Source organism: Roseivirga spongicola (genome assembly GCF_034376045.1).
GTDB classification, from domain to species: Bacteria; Bacteroidota; Bacteroidia; order Cytophagales; family Cyclobacteriaceae; genus Roseivirga; species Roseivirga spongicola.
Genome location: NZ_CP139724.1, coordinates 2,934,206 through 2,949,901, shown reverse-complemented (window position 1 = coordinate 2,949,901; position 15,696 = coordinate 2,934,206). Strand labels below are relative to the sequence as shown.

General features: G+C 40.8%; 16 protein-coding genes and 1 tRNA gene. 14 read left to right on the top strand and 3 right to left on the bottom strand.

The genetic code is table 11. The annotated features are described in order from the left end of the window. The first annotated feature begins 169 nt into the window (after positions 1–169). From T7867_RS13135 to pulA, 9 genes are all read left to right on the top strand, one after another. Positions 170–760 (top strand): ankyrin repeat domain-containing protein, encoded by a 591-nt coding sequence (locus T7867_RS13135; protein ID WP_322299421.1) that lies wholly within the window; start codon positions 170–172, stop codon positions 758–760. 30 nt (positions 761–790) lie between these two features. After that, positions 791–1,885, top strand: a complete 1,095-nt coding sequence (locus tag T7867_RS13130) for an acyltransferase family protein (RefSeq protein WP_322299420.1) — start codon at positions 791–793, stop codon at positions 1,883–1,885. 55 nt (positions 1,886–1,940) lie between these two features. Further along, positions 1,941–2,345 (top strand): TIGR03067 domain-containing protein, encoded by a 405-nt coding sequence (locus T7867_RS13125; protein WP_322299419.1) that lies wholly within the window; start codon positions 1,941–1,943, stop codon positions 2,343–2,345. Between the two features lie 28 nt (positions 2,346–2,373). Continuing rightward, positions 2,374–2,958 (top strand): aspartyl/asparaginyl beta-hydroxylase domain-containing protein, encoded by a 585-nt coding sequence (locus T7867_RS13120; RefSeq protein WP_322299418.1) that lies wholly within the window; start codon positions 2,374–2,376, stop codon positions 2,956–2,958. Positions 2,959–3,027: 69 nt separating this feature from the next. Beyond that, positions 3,028–3,612, top strand: coding sequence for a hypothetical protein (locus tag T7867_RS13115; RefSeq protein ID WP_068223676.1), 585 nt, complete (start codon positions 3,028–3,030; stop codon positions 3,610–3,612). Further along, complete coding sequence (locus tag T7867_RS13110) at positions 3,602–4,291, top strand: DUF2490 domain-containing protein (protein WP_068223679.1); 690 nt, start codon at positions 3,602–3,604, stop codon at positions 4,289–4,291. The genes T7867_RS13115 and T7867_RS13110 overlap by 11 nt, the downstream gene beginning before the upstream one ends. Before the next feature lie 111 nt (positions 4,292–4,402). Beyond that, on the top strand, positions 4,403–6,016 hold the full coding sequence (locus T7867_RS13105) for an ABC-F family ATP-binding cassette domain-containing protein (RefSeq protein WP_068223682.1): 1,614 nt from the start codon (positions 4,403–4,405) through the stop codon (positions 6,014–6,016). Positions 6,017–6,164: 148 nt separating this feature from the next. Continuing rightward, positions 6,165–7,442, top strand: coding sequence for an MFS transporter (locus tag T7867_RS13100; protein WP_068223685.1), 1,278 nt, complete (start codon positions 6,165–6,167; stop codon positions 7,440–7,442). 25 nt (positions 7,443–7,467) lie between these two features. Continuing rightward, positions 7,468–9,459 carry a type I pullulanase gene (gene pulA / locus T7867_RS13095; protein WP_068224258.1) on the top strand — a complete coding sequence of 664 codons (1,992 nt, stop codon included), beginning with the start codon at positions 7,468–7,470 and terminating at the stop codon, positions 9,457–9,459. Here the strand turns inward: pulA and T7867_RS13090 are convergent. Both T7867_RS13090 and T7867_RS13085 read right to left on the bottom strand, forming a co-directional pair. Then, on the bottom strand, positions 9,456–10,250 hold the full coding sequence (locus T7867_RS13090) for a PhzF family phenazine biosynthesis protein (protein WP_322299417.1): 795 nt from the start codon (positions 10,248–10,250) through the stop codon (positions 9,456–9,458). The two genes, pulA and T7867_RS13090, sit on opposite strands and share 4 nt — an antisense overlap. Beyond that, on the bottom strand, positions 10,231–11,088 hold the full coding sequence (locus tag T7867_RS13085) for a DMT family transporter (RefSeq protein ID WP_322299416.1): 858 nt from the start codon (positions 11,086–11,088) through the stop codon (positions 10,231–10,233). The genes T7867_RS13090 and T7867_RS13085 overlap by 20 nt, the downstream gene beginning before the upstream one ends. Positions 11,089–11,127: 39 nt before the next feature. On the opposite strand from T7867_RS13085, the gene T7867_RS13080 reads away from it, so the two are divergent. Together T7867_RS13080 and T7867_RS13075 are read left to right on the top strand one after the other, a co-directional pair. Next, positions 11,128–11,571 (top strand): peroxiredoxin, encoded by a 444-nt coding sequence (locus T7867_RS13080; RefSeq protein WP_068223694.1) that lies wholly within the window; start codon positions 11,128–11,130, stop codon positions 11,569–11,571. Between the two features lie 58 nt (positions 11,572–11,629). Beyond that, positions 11,630–12,502, top strand: a complete 873-nt coding sequence (locus T7867_RS13075) for a hypothetical protein (protein WP_273273835.1) — start codon at positions 11,630–11,632, stop codon at positions 12,500–12,502. On the opposite strand, the gene T7867_RS13070 is transcribed toward T7867_RS13075, so the two are convergent. Beyond that, a complete protein-coding gene (locus tag T7867_RS13070) occupies positions 12,486–13,154 on the bottom strand; it encodes an ABC transporter ATP-binding protein (RefSeq protein ID WP_245660261.1) in 669 nt (222 codons plus the stop codon). The two genes, T7867_RS13075 and T7867_RS13070, sit on opposite strands and share 17 nt — an antisense overlap. A gap of 114 nt (positions 13,155–13,268) precedes the next feature. Between T7867_RS13070 and sucC the strand changes: the two genes are divergently transcribed. The 3 genes from sucC (at position 13,269) to T7867_RS13055 (ending at position 15,652) form a co-directional block, all read left to right on the top strand. Further along, positions 13,269–14,480, top strand: coding sequence for an ADP-forming succinate--CoA ligase subunit beta (gene sucC / locus T7867_RS13065; RefSeq protein ID WP_288341601.1), 1,212 nt, complete (start codon positions 13,269–13,271; stop codon positions 14,478–14,480). Positions 14,481–14,498: 18 nt separating this feature from the next. Further along, positions 14,499–14,572 (top strand) — tRNA-Arg (locus T7867_RS13060). Between the two features lie 126 nt (positions 14,573–14,698). Then, positions 14,699–15,652, top strand: coding sequence for a DUF6089 family protein (locus T7867_RS13055; protein WP_273273839.1), 954 nt, complete (start codon positions 14,699–14,701; stop codon positions 15,650–15,652). Positions 15,653–15,696: the final 44 nt, after the last annotated feature.

Below are 15,696 nucleotides of genomic sequence, written 5' to 3'. Positions count from 1 at the left end.
AATTGGCTATATAATCAACTTTTGCATCATAATTTATACTGATGCACCATAATTCTCAGGGTTGATTTAAACTTTATATAATCCGCATCAGGGTCGATAACGCTGCCTTTCCATTTCTCAGGACCTTTGAGCTACCGAAACAAACAGAAAAACTCAAAACGATAAAATCATGAAAATTGAATCACTCAAAACCTTGAAAGCGGTATCTATTGTATTTCTACTAAGCCTCTTTCTAAATGCCTGTTCGCAAACTCAGAACAATAATGAGTCAGAAGCTGAAGGAGTTACTGCAACAACGGTAAAAGCTCCGAAAACTCCGATACACGATGCCGTTATAATAGGTGACTTGGCTGCTGTAAAACAACATATTGCCGCCAATACAGACTTAAACAAAAAGGAGTCTATAGGAGGTGCTACTCCATTAATCTTAGCTACTGTTTTCGGTAGAGATGAAATTGCTAAGGAACTGATAGAAAATAATGCAAAACTCAATATTCAAAACAACGATGGTTCTACCGCTGTTCACACTGCCGCCTTCTTCTGTAGAACAGAAATTCTAGAAATGCTTTTAGAAGCTGGAGCAGATAAGTCGGTAAAAAACAACTTTGGCGCCACAGCACTAGAATCTACTCAAGCACCTTTTAAGGCAGTAGAAGGCATTTACAACATGATGGCACAGCAGCTTAAGGGAATGGGCTTACAACTAGACATGGAGCGCATAGAAAAAACCCGACCTCAGGTGGTAGATATGCTTAAGTAATCAAGGTCAGAAACTCAAAATATCAACATTATGCTAGTTACAGAAAGAAGATACGATATAGACTGGATGCGCGTAATTGCTATCGGCCTATTACTAATCTATCACATTGCAATTGCCTTTCAGCCATGGGGTTTGCTGGTCGGCTTTATTCAAAGTGATGAACCAATGCCCTCACTCTGGATCCCTATGACAATGCTTAATGTTTGGCGTATACCACTGCTCTTTTTCGTATCAGGCATGGGAGTCTTTTTCGCTATGAGAAAAAGAAACATACTGGGGCTTTTAAAGGAAAGAACGGTTCGCATACTTATTCCATTCATCTTCGGTTTTTTAGCCATTTCACCATTGCATGTGGTATTAATAATGGACTATTATGGACAAGCTCCACAGTATATGCCATCTGCTGGTCACCTTTGGTTTCTAGGAAATATCTTCACCTATGTACTCATCCTTTCTCCTCTTTTTTACCACCTAAAGAAGAACGATCAGGGCAAGTTGGCAGTGGGCATCAAAAAGCTCTTTTCTAACCCGCTAGGTTTGGCTGTTGCTATAATTATTATGGTAGCTGAAGCTGTACTAGTAAACCCTAATCCCTTTGAGCTTTATGCCGAAACTTGGCATGGCTTCTTTATTGGTCTGTTAGCTTTTCTATTAGGCTTTCTATTTGTTTTTAGTGGAAAAGGCTTCTGGTCAATGCTTTTAAAATGGAAATGGGTGTTTGTTATACTAGCCTCTGCCATCTACATTTTTAGATTGATTGAATTCGACTTGGTTGCACCTAGCTATTTAATGTCGATTGAGTCTTGCCTATGGATTTTTAGTGCATTCGCTTTTGCCCTAAAGTACCTGAACAAACCAAGTAAGACCCTAACCTATTTGAGTCAGGCCGCCTACCCGATATACATCATACACATGTTTATGTTATATGGTGCTTGTTGGTTGATTTTTCCTCTTGAAATGCCCGTTGAGCTTCAATTTATGTTGGTAGTATTATTCACGTTTATTGGCTGCTTTGCGCTTTATGAATTGGTCATTCGTAGAGTTAGCTTGTTGCGCCCTTTATTTGGTCTAAAACTCGAAAAGAAGAAGGTTGAGCAGGTCAACTTAGAGGTGAAGGAAGTTTAACCTTCACCTCTTCTTTGCCAAAATTGATTAGTTTTAACCATTCAATTTTTGGCTTATGAGACTTTTATCTGGCTTTCTATTTTTCCTACTCTTAGTTGGATGTTCTAATCAAAACCATGTAGAAAAACTCAATGGAACTTGGGAATTGGTTGCACAAGAGATTGGAGGAATGAAACTTCCTGTAACCGCCTCGCTCAATCAAACTCTCGTGATTAATGGTGAAGAATATTCAATGACAGCCGAGAGTGTAGACAAAGGCACCATAACTGCCAATGAAACGCAATTGGACATTTTTGGCACTGATGGCCCCAACGCTGGCAAAACATTTAAGGCTATATACAAGCTTGAAAATGACAAATTAACTATATGCTACAACCTAAGTGGCGATAGCTATCCAGAAGAATTCTCAACAGACGGTAAGGCAATGTTTTTCATGGCTACTTTTGAAAAAGCCAATTGAAGCTTAAATTGGAGAAGAATTTAATGAGATGAACAACACAATAAGCACAGCAGACAGAATACAACTTCCTTTTCAGTTCGATGTAGAAAAGATGTTGGCCGAGGTGAGACAAATGAACCTCAATAATTTCATTTACTATAATGTAATTCCGCTGAGATCACCCGCCCACATGGTAGACCCAAGTTTGCCAGTTCCACCTCCTACGGAAGACTTTGCAGATGGTTCTTGGACAGAGTGGATGGATACGGCAGACCTTAAATTATCTCCCTACCTGAAGGAAGTGGTAAACACGTTTAAGGAACACACCACCGTTACGCTAGTCAGAATATTAAGGCTGGCAGCTGGCAATGTAGTAAAAGAACATTGCGACCCTACTTTAGGTGTGGAGATTCCAAAATCTGTGATTAGACTCACTGTGCCCATTTTAAACGAAAGCGGTGTTGAATTCTACCTCAACGGAGAACCTGTTCCTATGAAACCTGGAGAGTGTTGGTATATGCGACTTACCGACCCGCACAGTGTAATAAACAACAGCAGTGAAGACAGAATTAACCTCACCATAGATATGATTCCAAACGATTGGGTAAAGTCTCGTCTACTGAAGGAGAGTTAAGCTCCTTTTTCTCGAAACAATTAATAGCGCTTCCGTGTATATCTTCATGCACGGATTTTTTTATTTAAGATGCAGCGAATTTCAACACCTAAAATAGGCTCCGCTATATGCATTGCGGTCTTACTTTTACTTTCTTCAAGTGCTTTCGGTCAAAAGGTAGAAAGAGAGTCTAGAATTAAAAGCCCTGAAGTACCCGAAAAGGCACTAGAATACATTGAACAAACCTCTTTAGACAAAGTGAAATGGTACAGAGAAACTGGCCTAGAGTCAATTTCATTTGAAGCCAAATTCAAACATGAAAGAAGATGGTATAGTGTAGAATTCTCAGAAGAAGGTGTTTTAGAAGATATCGAAATAGAAATAGACTTACATCAGGTGCCAGAACCTACCAGAGAATCGATCGATAAGTATCTTGAGGCTGAATTTAAAAGGCACAGAATAAAGAAGGTTCAGATTCAGTATAAACAGACTTCTTTACAAGCTTTGATAAAGGAAGAAGTATCCAAAACCGATTCTCCTCATGCTTTTGAGTTGGTAGTAAAAGGCAAGAAATCTAGGCTTATGAAGCTCTGGGAAGTTGCTTTTAGTTCTACAGGTAAGTATATATCAATAGATCAAATTCTCAACAGAAACAGCACCCACCTTGAATACTAGACTTAGCACATTGGTATTACTGGGACTGCTCTGTTTCAGTGGGTTGAGAGCACAAAACACTTTTCAGACCGGAGCTCTTCCTGGTATAAACTTCAATAAAGATCTTGGTGAAATCTATTCACTCAATTTTAAAATTGAGAGTCGTGAGCAGTTTTGGGGAGGCGAAGTAGGAAGTGATGCACCATTCAACCATCAGCATTTACTCACTGACTTTACGCTAATTGGCTCTAGGCAAGTGGGGCTATCCGAAAAGGTGAACTTTGGTTACATGTTTCGCTTGGAAGAAGGAGAAACCATACACAGAACCATACAACAGTTTTCCTTTATCAGCAGACTGAGAACATTCAGCCTAGGGCACCGATTAGTAACTGATCAAACCTTTGAACCTGAAGAAAGCACTGCCTTTAGGTTACGATATCGTGTTAGTGCAGAACTGCCATTGGATGGAGATAAGGCAGATCCTGGGGAATTCTACGTAAAACTGAATAATGAATTATTACAGGGTTGGCAAGATGGTAGCAAGCCATTATTAGAGTACAGATTTGGACCGTTCTTAGGCTACTCATTAGATCAAACACATAAGCTAGAAGTAGGCCTAGACTACCGCAACAGATCCATTTTAACTGACCCCACTCGCCACAGTTACTGGCTGAGTATCAATTGGTTTTTCAAATTGTAAAGCATTTCCAAATCCAAAAGCACCTTTCTCTAAATAAGTCCAAAACTATTCCTCGCTTCCTTTTTCAAGGCATATAAAACTCTTACCTTTGCGGCCTGAAATACAAGCCCTATGATTGCAGCACAGAACGTATCCCTTGCATTTGGTAAAAGAGTACTGTTTGACGAAGTAAATATTAAGTTTCAAGGCAATAACTGCTATGGCGTTATTGGTGCCAACGGAGCTGGAAAATCTACTTTCCTGAAAATCCTTTCTGGTGAAATAGACCCTAACTCAGGTTCTGTAACCATGGAGCCAGGCAAACGAATGGCAGTACTTAAGCAGAACCACTTTGAGTTCGATGAAGTATCTGTGCTTGACACTGTAATGATGGGCCATACCGTGCTTTGGGGCATTATGAAAGAGAAAGATGCTATTTACATGAAGCCAGACTTCTCTGAAGAGGATGGTATCAAGGCATCTGAGCTTGAGGCACAGTTCGCTGAAATGGATGGCTGGAATGCAGAGTCTGATGCTGCTGCCCTTCTTAGCGGATTGGGTATTTCTGAAGACCTCCACTACAGCTTAATGAAAGACCTGAATGGTAGCCAGAAAGTGAGAGTTCTCTTAGCTCAGGCATTATTCGGTAATCCTGACCTACTCATTCTCGATGAGCCTACCAACGACCTTGACCTGAATACCATCAGCTGGTTAGAAGACTTCCTTCTTGAATTCAAAAACACTGTGATTGTTGTATCTCACGACCGTCACTTCTTAGATACCATTTGTACTAACATTGTCGATATCGACTTTAGCCAAGTGAAGCTTTACACTGGTAACTATAGCTTCTGGTATCAGTCGAGCCAATTGGCGCTTTCTCAGCGTTCTGCAGCCAACAAAAAGGCTGAAGAGAAGAAGAAAGAACTTCAAGAATTCATTGCTAGATTCTCGGCTAACGCTTCAAAATCTAAGCAGGCAACCAGTAGAAGAAAGCTATTGGATAAGATTAACGTAGATGATATTCAGCCTTCAACCAGAAGGTATCCGGCTATTATCTTCCAGCAAACCAGACAAGCAGGAGATCAGATTTTAGAGATCAAAAACCTATCGAAGTCGAACGATGAGAAGAAGCTTTTCGGTGGTCTTGACCTGTTCGTGAATCGAGGTGACAAAATTGCTGTATTGAGCAAAGACAGTGTGGCTACTACAGCCTTCTTTAAAATATTAATGGGTGAAGAAAAAGCTGATACTGGAGAGTTCAAATTCGGTCAGACTATCACCACGGCTTATTTACCAAACGACAACTCTAAGTACTTCGATACAGACGAAAATCTAATCGATTGGCTTCGACAGTTCTCTGAAGGCGAAAAAGACGAGGTATTCATTAGAGGCTTCCTTGGTAAAATGCTTTTCTCTGGTGAGGAAGTATTCAAAAAGGCAAACGTGCTTTCTGGAGGTGAAAAAGTACGTTGTATGATTTCACGTATGATGCTTGCACAAGGCAACGTGCTCATCATTGACGAACCAACTAATCACTTAGACCTTGAATCTATTCAGGCCTTCAACAACGCCTTGAAAGATTTCCCAGGAACAGTTCTATTCACTTCTCATGACCACGAGTTCACTCATACGGTTGCTAACAGAATCTTGGAGATTGGACCGAAAGGCTACCTAGACAAGCTCAGCACTTACGATGATTACATCGCGAATGAGGAGTGGATGGCTCAGAGAGAGAAGATTTACTAGGAAGCTTATATAAAGCTCAACCCTATAGTTTTATGAACTGGGCAGCTCAAACGGTGCTACCTCCCTTATAGCCTCTAGTGTGCAAACGTTGGCATTCCTGAATAGCTAGCAAACGAGTATATTACCTTTTCAATAATGTACTCGCTTCATGCTCAACTTTCAGAAGAACCTAACCAAGCCCTTCTTTATGGTGCTTAGCCTTCCGGCTACAGCCATGGGATTCGCGCTTTCCGTTCAAATTGCAGCCCTTAGCTGGATTCTCAACACCAAATTCGGCTTCAACCTTGAAGAGATAGGCTACGTATGGCTCGCTGGCCCAGCAGCTGGAATTCTCGGTCAAGTAATTATAGGCTTGGTCAGTGACAATGTCTGGTTCTGGGGCGGAAGAAGAAGGCCATTCATCCTAATTGGTGGAATTATTGCCTCCATAATGCTACTAGCGCTTCCAAATATTGGAGTAATCAGTGAGGCTTTAGGTTTGGAAGAAGTGATTGGTGTTGCCATAGCGGTAGCCTTGTCTTTAGATCTAGCCATAAACATTAGCTTCAACCCTACCCGATCAGTCATTGCGGATGTAACTCCCAAAGGTGCTGTTAGAACCAAAGGCTACACATGGATGCAAACCATCTCCGGTTTCTTCGGGGTAGTAGCCTACCTGATTGGAGCGTTCATCAGTAATTACACTTTGATCTATCTCGGAGCGATATTGGTTTTTCTTTTCTCCGTGATTCCTACCCTCTTCATAACAGAGCCCAAAAACCTTACGCCTGAAGATGAAATCATCGATACAGATCAGTCTAAACAGAAAACCAACCTACCAGAGTTTTTGAAAGTTTGTGTAGCGCATGCCTTTACATGGATTGGTGTTCAAACCATGTTCATTTACACCTTCTCCTTTATTAAAGAGAACATTATGGGCTTTGGAACTACGGAACAGCTTACAGAAGCTCAAAACGATGAGGTTGGATTTATAACAGGTGTTTCATTTGCCATTCTGAACACGGTTGGTTTCTTACTCCCTGCATTGGTTCTAGAACCTATTACCAAAAAAATTGGGAGAGTAAAAACACATATGTTGTGTATAGCAACTATGGCCATTGGCTATCTCCTCATCATTCTATTCGGAAACTCCTCCGCAACCCTTTTCATACTGATGGCAGTTGTTGGTATCGGCTGGGCTGCTGTGGTGAGTTTACCTTTTGCTATAATGTCAGAAACTGTTGATCAAAGCCGAATGGGCTGGTATATGGGTTTGTTCAATTTGTCTGTGGTGTTACCACAATTAGTGGCATCAGGGCTTGGTGGTTTTATAGATACTGCCGAAGACAAATCCATGATATTCATTATCAGCGCCATTTCTTTAGGTATTTCGGCCGTGCTTTGGCTTCTGGTCAAGGAGAACAAAAACAATATTCAGCACAGCTAAACTTCATAGTATGAACTCAAAATCAATGAAAAATACGCTATCAATTCTCATCTGTTTTATCATCATTATGACTTCCTGTGAGAGCCAACCCACCTACGAGACTTTAACTGATTACCCTGTTTATAAGGGTGCAGACCTAGGCTTTACTTACACTCCTAAAGAGACAGCCTTTAGGCTTTGGTCGCCCGCTGCTCAAGAAGTAAAACTCAATATTTACTCTGCAGGAAACGGTGACAACTTGGAAAGCACCTACAAAATGAAAAGGGACGATGCCGGAACCTGGACGTTCAAAGCTTCTGGCGACCTTCAAGATAAGTACTATACTTATCAGGTAATGCAAAATGGAGAGTGGCTTCAAGAAAAGCCCGATCTCTATGCCGTTGCTGTTGGCGTAAATGGGCAAAGAAGCATGATTGTAGATTTGGACAAAACCGACCCTGAAGGTTGGGCAAATGCCCAAAGACCAGCCCTTGAAAACTATACCGACATCATTATTTATGAACTGCACATCCGTGACATGACAATCCACCCATCTTCGGGTTCATCGCAGCCTGGAAAATACAAGGGCTTAGTAGAAGAAGGCACAAGAAGTCCGAAAGGATTAACCACCGGAATAGACCACATCAAAGAGTTGGGAATAACACATGTTCATCTATTACCTACTTTCGACCACAGATCGATTGATGAAACTAGATTGGACGAACCTCAATACAATTGGGGCTATGACCCACTAAACTACAATGTGCCTGAGGGTAGTTTTTCGAGCAATCCATACGATGGCAGAGTTCGAATTAAGGAATTCAAGGAGATGGTGCAGCAGTTCCACAAAAATGGAATCAGAGTAATTCTTGATGTGGTGTACAACCATACTGGCCAAACGGAAGACTCTAACTTCAACCAGCTTGTACCAAGATATTATTACCGCCAGAATGAAGAAGGCGGATTCTCAGATGCATCAGCCTGCGGCAACGAAACCGCGTCAGAAAGAGAAATGATGCGCAAATACATTGTGGAGTCTGTTCAATATTGGGTGAATGAGTATCACTTGGATGGTTTCCGTTTCGACCTGATGGGAATACACGATATGCAAACCATGAATGAGGTAAGTGCGGCAGTTAGAGCCATTGACCCGAGCATTTTTGTTTATGGTGAAGGCTGGACAGCTGGCTCTTCTCCCCTTCCTTCGGAACAACAAGCCCTTAAAGCCAACACCTACAAAATGCAGAATGTAGCGGCCTTCAGCGATGATCTTAGAGATGGCTTAAAAGGAAGCGTTTTTGAACATGAAGAAGGTGGTTTTGCCAGCAACCGACAAGGTCTAAAGGAAAGTATCAAATTCGGAGTAGTAGCTTCTACTCAACATCCACAAGTGAACTACGACTCCGTGAATTACTCAAATGCGCCTTGGGCTGCAGAACCAAGCCAAACCATAAGCTATGTGTCTTGCCACGACAACCATACTTTATTCGATAAACTGACCATTTCGAACCCGGAGGCAAGTGAAGCTGAACTTATCAAAATGCATAAGCTAGCTGAAACCATTGTGCTTACTTCTCAAGGAGTATCGTTCGTACATGCCGGCATGGAAATGCTTAGAACCAAAGATGGAGTAGAAAACTCCTATAACTCACCAGACTCCATCAATCAAATTGATTGGACAAGAAAGGAAAAGTATGAAGACGTTTTCAACTACTATAAAGGTTTGATCGCACTCAGAAAGAACCATCCCGCCTTTAGAATGACAAGTACCGAACAAATTCAAGAACACCTAGAATTCTTAGACTATGAAGGTGAAAATTTCTTGGGCTATCAGATCAAAGAAAACGCTAACGGAGACTCTTGGAGTGATATTTTGGTTCTCCTAAATGGAGGCAACCTGAATAAGACCATCAGCTTACCAGAAGGCTCATGGACGGTAGTGCTCGATGGAAAAAATGTCAATGAATTTGGCATTAGAAAAGCCGGAAGAAGCATTACTATTCCAGCTTTTACACCATTCGTTCTAAAGAGAAATTAGAGATTAATCTCCGTTTCAAAAACCTTAACCGCATGCCCTTTAATGAGTGTGCGGTTTTCTTTTACCGTTACAAAGAGTTCTCCTCCCCTTGCCGAGGCTTGGTAGCATCTAAACTCAGTTTGATTTTTCTTACCCGACCAATATGGTGAAAGAATAGTATGAATGAATCCAGTCACTGGGTCTTCCTTAATACCGAGATTCGGAGCAAAATATCGCGAAACGAAATTATACTCTCCTGAATCATCCCAACCAGACACCATTACGCCATTGACAGCAAGTTCTGCAATGATGTCAGAAGATGGGTTTGCCTTTCTCACTGACTCAGACGAATCTAAAATGACAATTAGCTCATTTGGCACTTCTAACACTTCAACAACGGAAGCTCCGAACAACTCCTTAGCTTTAGTTAGGCTTGAACCTTTATAAGGAGAAGGGTCCGTTCTCGGAAAATCCATCAGAAGAGTACCATCATGCTGCTTTCTTACAATTAAATCACCACTTAAGGTTTCGAAAGTTATTGGCTGGTCAGCATCATGAATTCCTTCTTCAAAAAGCACAAAAGCTGAGGCCAAAGTAGCATGGCCGCACAATGGGACTTCCCTAGCCGGGGTAAACCATCTTAAGCCATATTTATCTCCTTTTTTCTCTATGAAAGCTGTCTCGGCCAAGTTCATCTCCGTTGCCAAAGCTTGCATGGTGTCTTCGCTCAATGCTTCTTCTACCAAACAAACACCTGCCGGGTTGCCTTTGAAAATCTCTTGAGTAAACGAATCAATTTGAAACAGTCTCATTGGTCTTTTTATTTTTAAATATCACATTTAGCACTACTCCCGTCATAACAGCAGCCATTCCAAGGTAGGTTAACACATTAAAAGTCTCATCGAAAAGGAAGAAACCGAACCCTAAAGCATAAAGAATACCTATGAAGTTGATATTAGAAACTTTAGAAAGTTCTTCCGACTGATAGGCAATAGTCATGAAATACTGGGCAATTTGAGTAAGTACCCCAACTCCTATTAAAATAAGCCATTCAATACCTTCTGGCTGAACCCAATTTAATGCGGAGTAAACTCCCACAATGGGTAAGGTCACTAAAGGGAAATAGAAAATAATTACCAACGGGTGCTCAGAGGTTTTTAGTTTTCGAATCATGTTATAGGCAACCCCAGAGAAAAATGCAGCACCCACACCAAGCAATGCCATAAAAGGCGAAATCCTTGGGTCGAACCCTTTAATCATCACAATACCAATAAATGACATGGCGAAGAATAACCACTGAATAGGTCGAACCTTCTCCCCTACAATCCAAATACCGATAAGGGTGGTGAAAATCGGGCCTAAGAACATTAGCGTCACCGCACTGGCTAAAGGAATCTCTTGAAGTGTTGTAAAAAACATCATGAGTGCCAATGCTCCAGCAAGGCCACGAATAAGCAATATCTTTTTATTCTTCCCTAAGAGCGGAATTCCTTTCATCTTTAATGTGACACCCGACATAAAAAATGAAACAATAGACCTGAAAAGAATGATTTCTATAGCAGGTATATTTGGTAAGAATTTTACCAGCACATTCATTACAGCAAAAATGAACGTAGCAAGCATCATATAAAGCACTCCTTTGGAAAGCATGCGCAAAGATGCACTTATTCATAAAATGAAGCTCAGCAAATGGCATTAAAAGTAGGACAAAAAGCACCCCTTTTCGAATTAAAAAATTCGGAAGGAAAATCAGTAAAACTAGAAGAAAACCTCCCTTGTATCGTTTACTTCTACCCTAAAGATTTCACTCCAGGTTGCACGGCAGAAGCTTGCAGTTTTAGAGACAACCATCAGGTTTTTAAAGATTTCGACATCACAGTTTTTGGAATAAGTAGAGACTCTGTAGCCTCTCACAAGAAATTCAAGGAAGAACATCAGTTAAGTTTCGACTTGCTTTCCGATACCTCTGGGAAAGTTTGCAAGCAGTACGATGCGCTAATGCCAATTGTTAAAGTTCCCAAGAGGATCACCTATCTTATTGATGCCGAACAAAGAGTTAGGGCAGTATATTCGGACATGTTTGGAGCAACCAAACACATTAAATCAATGATAAATCAATTAAAAACTGAATAAAAGTCGTTTTTCTACGTTCGAATGATAAATTTGTGAGCTAACCTCTATAAGGATTTAGATGAGAATTATCCTTTCCCTCTGCTTAATAGTTTGCACAACCATTCAGGTAAGTGCACAGCAATATGTAACTACAGGAGATTTCGACAGGATTTCGAAAGCATCTTTTGGTATAGGCTTAAACACCTACTTTGGTGAATTAAGGAGAGCAACAGACCCCAAATTACAAACTGGGTTAAGTGCTACAATTGGCTATGAGCACCTTTTTACCGATCAGATTGCCATTAGAACAGGTTTATCTATTTATAAAATCCAAGCAGACGATTCTCTTTCACCCTTACCAGATAATAAAGTTAGGAACCTAAACTTCAAGGCCACCAACTTTGAGTTGGTAGTTCAGGCTATGTATTACGCTTTCAGACACCCTGCTTCGGGCTACAAAGACAGGGCTTTTGCTAATCCTTACATACACCTAGGTATTGGAGTAACAAGTAACAACCCTAAGGCTGAACTTGCTGGCACTACTTACGATTTGCGACCTCTGTCACTAGAGGGTGTTCAATACGGTGGTTTAGCCCTAGCCATTCCGATGGGTTTTGGATTCAATTTTTACCTTTCTAGAAATTTTGACCTCCAAATGGAGGTGCAATACACCATGGCAATGACAGGTTATTTGGACGATGTAAACTCGGTTTACAGAGATCCTGCCTCTTTTTCTGAAACCGATGGTGTAGATGCTACTACCTTAGGTTTATTATCCGACCCAAGAGCAGCGCTCTCTCCACCCGTTGAACCTGTTCCTGCAGGCACTATTCGCGGTGATGGTACTAACGATTCTTATCTTCGTTTTGGGTTTAGGCTTGCGTACTATTTGCCAAAATCACTTTACGGTAAGTCTTCAATCCGCTGCAAAGTGGTTAAGCGTACAAGATAGAGCCATCTTTAATTTCCACTTTCCTATCTGAGAGTTCAGCGAGCTCCTCATTATGGGTTACAATAACAAATGTTTTTTTAAACTGATCTCTTAAATCGAAGAAGAGCTTATGCAGTTGCTCCGCGTTTTTTGAATCTAGGTTTCCACTAGGCTCATCTGCAAAGACAATGTTAGGGTCATTAATCAAAGCTCGAGCTACAGCTACTCGTTGTTGCTCTCCACCAGATAATTCTGATGGCCTATGATTAGCTCGGGCACCAATACCAAGAATTTCCAGAAGTTCCTTGCCCCTACTTTTTACTTCAGCATCTGGTTTACCAGAAATAAAACCAGGCAAACACACATTTTCTATAGCACTGAATTCTGGTAACAGGTTATGAAATTGAAAGACAAAGCCCAATTGACTATTTCTGAATTTTGCTAGCTTATTGGCAGATAGAGCTACTACATCATAGCCGTTGATAGTAAGACTGCCAGCATCTGGTTTGTCTAAAGTCCCTAAAATATGAAGCAAGGTACTCTTTCCTGCTCCCGAAGCCCCCACAATAGAAACAACCTCATTATTCATCAAATCTAGTTCTACATTCTTCAGCACCTGCAAGTCATTATATGACTTGGATATATTGTTCGCCTTTAGGATAATTTCAGACATATTTTCAAACATAACGAATAGCAATGAAAGCAGTATATGGATGATCTCTAATAAACTGAATTCACTTGTTATTATAACCCCAAAGATTTAGCTTCGCACCAAATTAAAAGCGTCATGAATATTCACGAATACCAAGCAAAAGAATTACTAAAAGGATACGGTGTAAAAATTCAAGAAGGCCTAGTTGCTGAAACCCCTGAAGAAGCGACTGAAGCTGCTAAAAAGCTAAATGCAGAAACCGGAACTAGCTGGTACGTAGTTAAAGCCCAAATTCATGCCGGAGGTAGAGGTAAAGGTAAAGTTCAAGAAACTGACTCTAATGGTGTAGTTCTTGCCAAAAGCCTAGAAGAGGTTGCTCCTAAAGCAGAAGCTATTTTGGGAGGAACTCTTGTTACTCACCAAACCGGAGCAGAGGGCAAAAAAGTAAACAAAGTATTAATCGCTCAAGATGTTTACTACCCAGGCGATTCTGAGCCTAAAGAATACTACCTATCAATTCTTTTAGACAGAGCTAAAGGTTGCAATGTAATTATGGCTTCTACCGAAGGTGGTATGGACATTGAAACTGTTGCCGAAGAGACTCCTGAAAAAATTATTAAAGAGTGGATTGACCCTAAGGTTGGCCTCCAAGGATTCCAAGCAAGAAAAGTAGCGTTTAAGCTAGGTTTGGAAGGTCAGGCTTTCAAAGAAATGGTTAAGTTCATCTACTCTCTTTACAAAGCATACGAAAATTCTGACGCTTCTCAATTCGAGATTAACCCTGTATTAAAGACTTCAGACAATCAGATTTTGGCAGTTGATGCTAAAGTAAATCTAGACGATAATGGTCTTTTCAGACATAAAGATTTAGCTGAGTTAAGAGATATTACTGAAGAAGCTCCTGAAGAAGTAGAAGCTGGAAAATTCGGCCTGAGCTACGTGAAGTTAGATGGCAACGTAGGTTGTATGGTTAATGGTGCTGGTTTAGCTATGGCTACTATGGACATCATTAAACTTTCTGGTGGTGAGCCTGCAAACTTCCTAGATGTTGGGGGAACAGCAAATGCTGAAACCGTTGAAGCTGGTTTCAGAATTATTATGCAAGACCCTAATGTAAAGGCCATTTTGATTAACATCTTCGGTGGTATTGTAAGATGTGATAGAGTAGCCAATGGTGTTGTAGAGGCTTACAAGAAAATCGGAAATATCAACATTCCAATTATTGTAAGGCTACAAGGAACCAATGCTGAAGAAGCTGCTAAAATCATCAATGAGAGTGGTTTGGCTGTTGAGTCTGCAATTGTATTAAAAGATGCTGCTGCAAAAGTTCAGGAAGCACTAGCTTAATAGAAATTTTAGAATTCAGCACCCATAGCTCAACTGGATAGAGCGCTGGATTTCGGCTCCAGAGGTTGAGGGTTCGACTCCTTCTGGGTGTACAAAAATCTCTAACCAATAGGTTGGAGATTTTTTGTTTAGATTAATAAATCGTAAATTTGTAATTCCTCAGCTAAGATAGTTTGTAACCGAAACAGAAGTTAATTAGCTTTATAGCAAGCATCAGCATGAAAAAGGTCACTTTCATCTTACTTCTTATCTTAGCGTTCTCAGAAATTGCTGACGCACAATCCTTCTATTCTCGCAGAAGAGATAGAACTTGGATGCTCTCTTACGGAGTCGGTTTTTCAACTTATCATGGCGATTTGCACGATGTATTTTACGATGGTATGCAAAGTGCCTTAGGTCCAAGCTTAGGCGTAGGTTTAAGAAAGAAGTTCGGTTCGCAACTATCTTTAAGAGTAGATCTCAATTGGTACCAGATTGGAGGAAGCGATGCGGAAAACAAACAAGGGTTCATCTCTGGCAGGTTGAGCAATAGAGATGACACTGGTGACGAAGATGATAGATATATTCGTAATCTTAATTTCCGTTCTCGAAACCTTGAGTTATCAGCCTTAGCCATCTTTAATTTAATTCCGGTAGACGGCAGCTATACAAGAAGACCGGTGGTAAATCCTTACATAATGCTAGGGATTGGAAGAAGTACAAACAGACCCAAGACTTACCTACCTGGAGAAGAAGGTAACTACACAGTTAATCTATGGGAATATCAAACGGAAGAAGGAGCTCCTGTAGGGTCTTATCCAAAATCTATTACTGTTATACCTTTCGGTATAGGTATTAGGCTAAAGGCCAATCAATACATTGACATTCTCCTCGAAGGAGGAAGACGTTTCACTTTCACTGATTACTTGGATGATGTAGCTACTTATTACCCATCTAAAGATGAAATTATAGAGTGGAATGGTGGCGTTGGCTCCCCTTCTGCGGATGTTGCCGTTCAGATTTATGACAGATCTGTTGAAGGTGGATATACAGCTCGACAAAAAGGAGCCATTAGAGGCAGAGAAAACAACGATGCCTATTACATTTTCTCTATTAAACTGGAGATGTACCTTCCTGATAACTTCCTAGGCGAACTATTCTCCCCTTCAAGGAGAAAGCCTAAATTCAGATAAGCCCAAGAAGCCAGACCTGATTTTATCAGTTTATACCGTATTCA

Coding starts and splice junctions, on each gene's coding strand:
- T7867_RS13135 (WP_322299421.1), top strand. CDS start 170: ATGAAAATTGAATCACTCAAAACCTTGAAAGCGGTATCTATTGTATTT.
- T7867_RS13130 (WP_322299420.1), top strand. CDS start 791: ATGCTAGTTACAGAAAGAAGATACGATATAGACTGGATGCGCGTAATT.
- T7867_RS13125 (WP_322299419.1), top strand. CDS start 1,941: ATGAGACTTTTATCTGGCTTTCTATTTTTCCTACTCTTAGTTGGATGT.
- T7867_RS13120 (WP_322299418.1), top strand. CDS start 2,374: ATGAACAACACAATAAGCACAGCAGACAGAATACAACTTCCTTTTCAG.
- T7867_RS13115 (WP_068223676.1), top strand. CDS start 3,028: ATGCAGCGAATTTCAACACCTAAAATAGGCTCCGCTATATGCATTGCG.
- T7867_RS13105 (WP_068223682.1), top strand. CDS start 4,403: ATGATTGCAGCACAGAACGTATCCCTTGCATTTGGTAAAAGAGTACTG.
- T7867_RS13100 (WP_068223685.1), top strand. CDS start 6,165: ATGCTCAACTTTCAGAAGAACCTAACCAAGCCCTTCTTTATGGTGCTT.
- pulA (WP_068224258.1), top strand. CDS start 7,468: ATGAAAAATACGCTATCAATTCTCATCTGTTTTATCATCATTATGACT.
- T7867_RS13090 (WP_322299417.1), bottom strand. CDS start 10,250: ATGAGACTGTTTCAAATTGATTCGTTTACTCAAGAGATTTTCAAAGGC.
- T7867_RS13085 (WP_322299416.1), bottom strand. CDS start 11,088: ATGCTTTCCAAAGGAGTGCTTTATATGATGCTTGCTACGTTCATTTTT.
- T7867_RS13080 (WP_068223694.1), top strand. CDS start 11,128: ATGGCATTAAAAGTAGGACAAAAAGCACCCCTTTTCGAATTAAAAAAT.
- T7867_RS13075 (WP_273273835.1), top strand. CDS start 11,630: ATGAGAATTATCCTTTCCCTCTGCTTAATAGTTTGCACAACCATTCAG.
- T7867_RS13070 (WP_245660261.1), bottom strand. CDS start 13,154: ATGTCTGAAATTATCCTAAAGGCGAACAATATATCCAAGTCATATAAT.
- sucC (WP_288341601.1), top strand. CDS start 13,269: ATGAATATTCACGAATACCAAGCAAAAGAATTACTAAAAGGATACGGT.
- T7867_RS13055 (WP_273273839.1), top strand. CDS start 14,699: ATGAAAAAGGTCACTTTCATCTTACTTCTTATCTTAGCGTTCTCAGAA.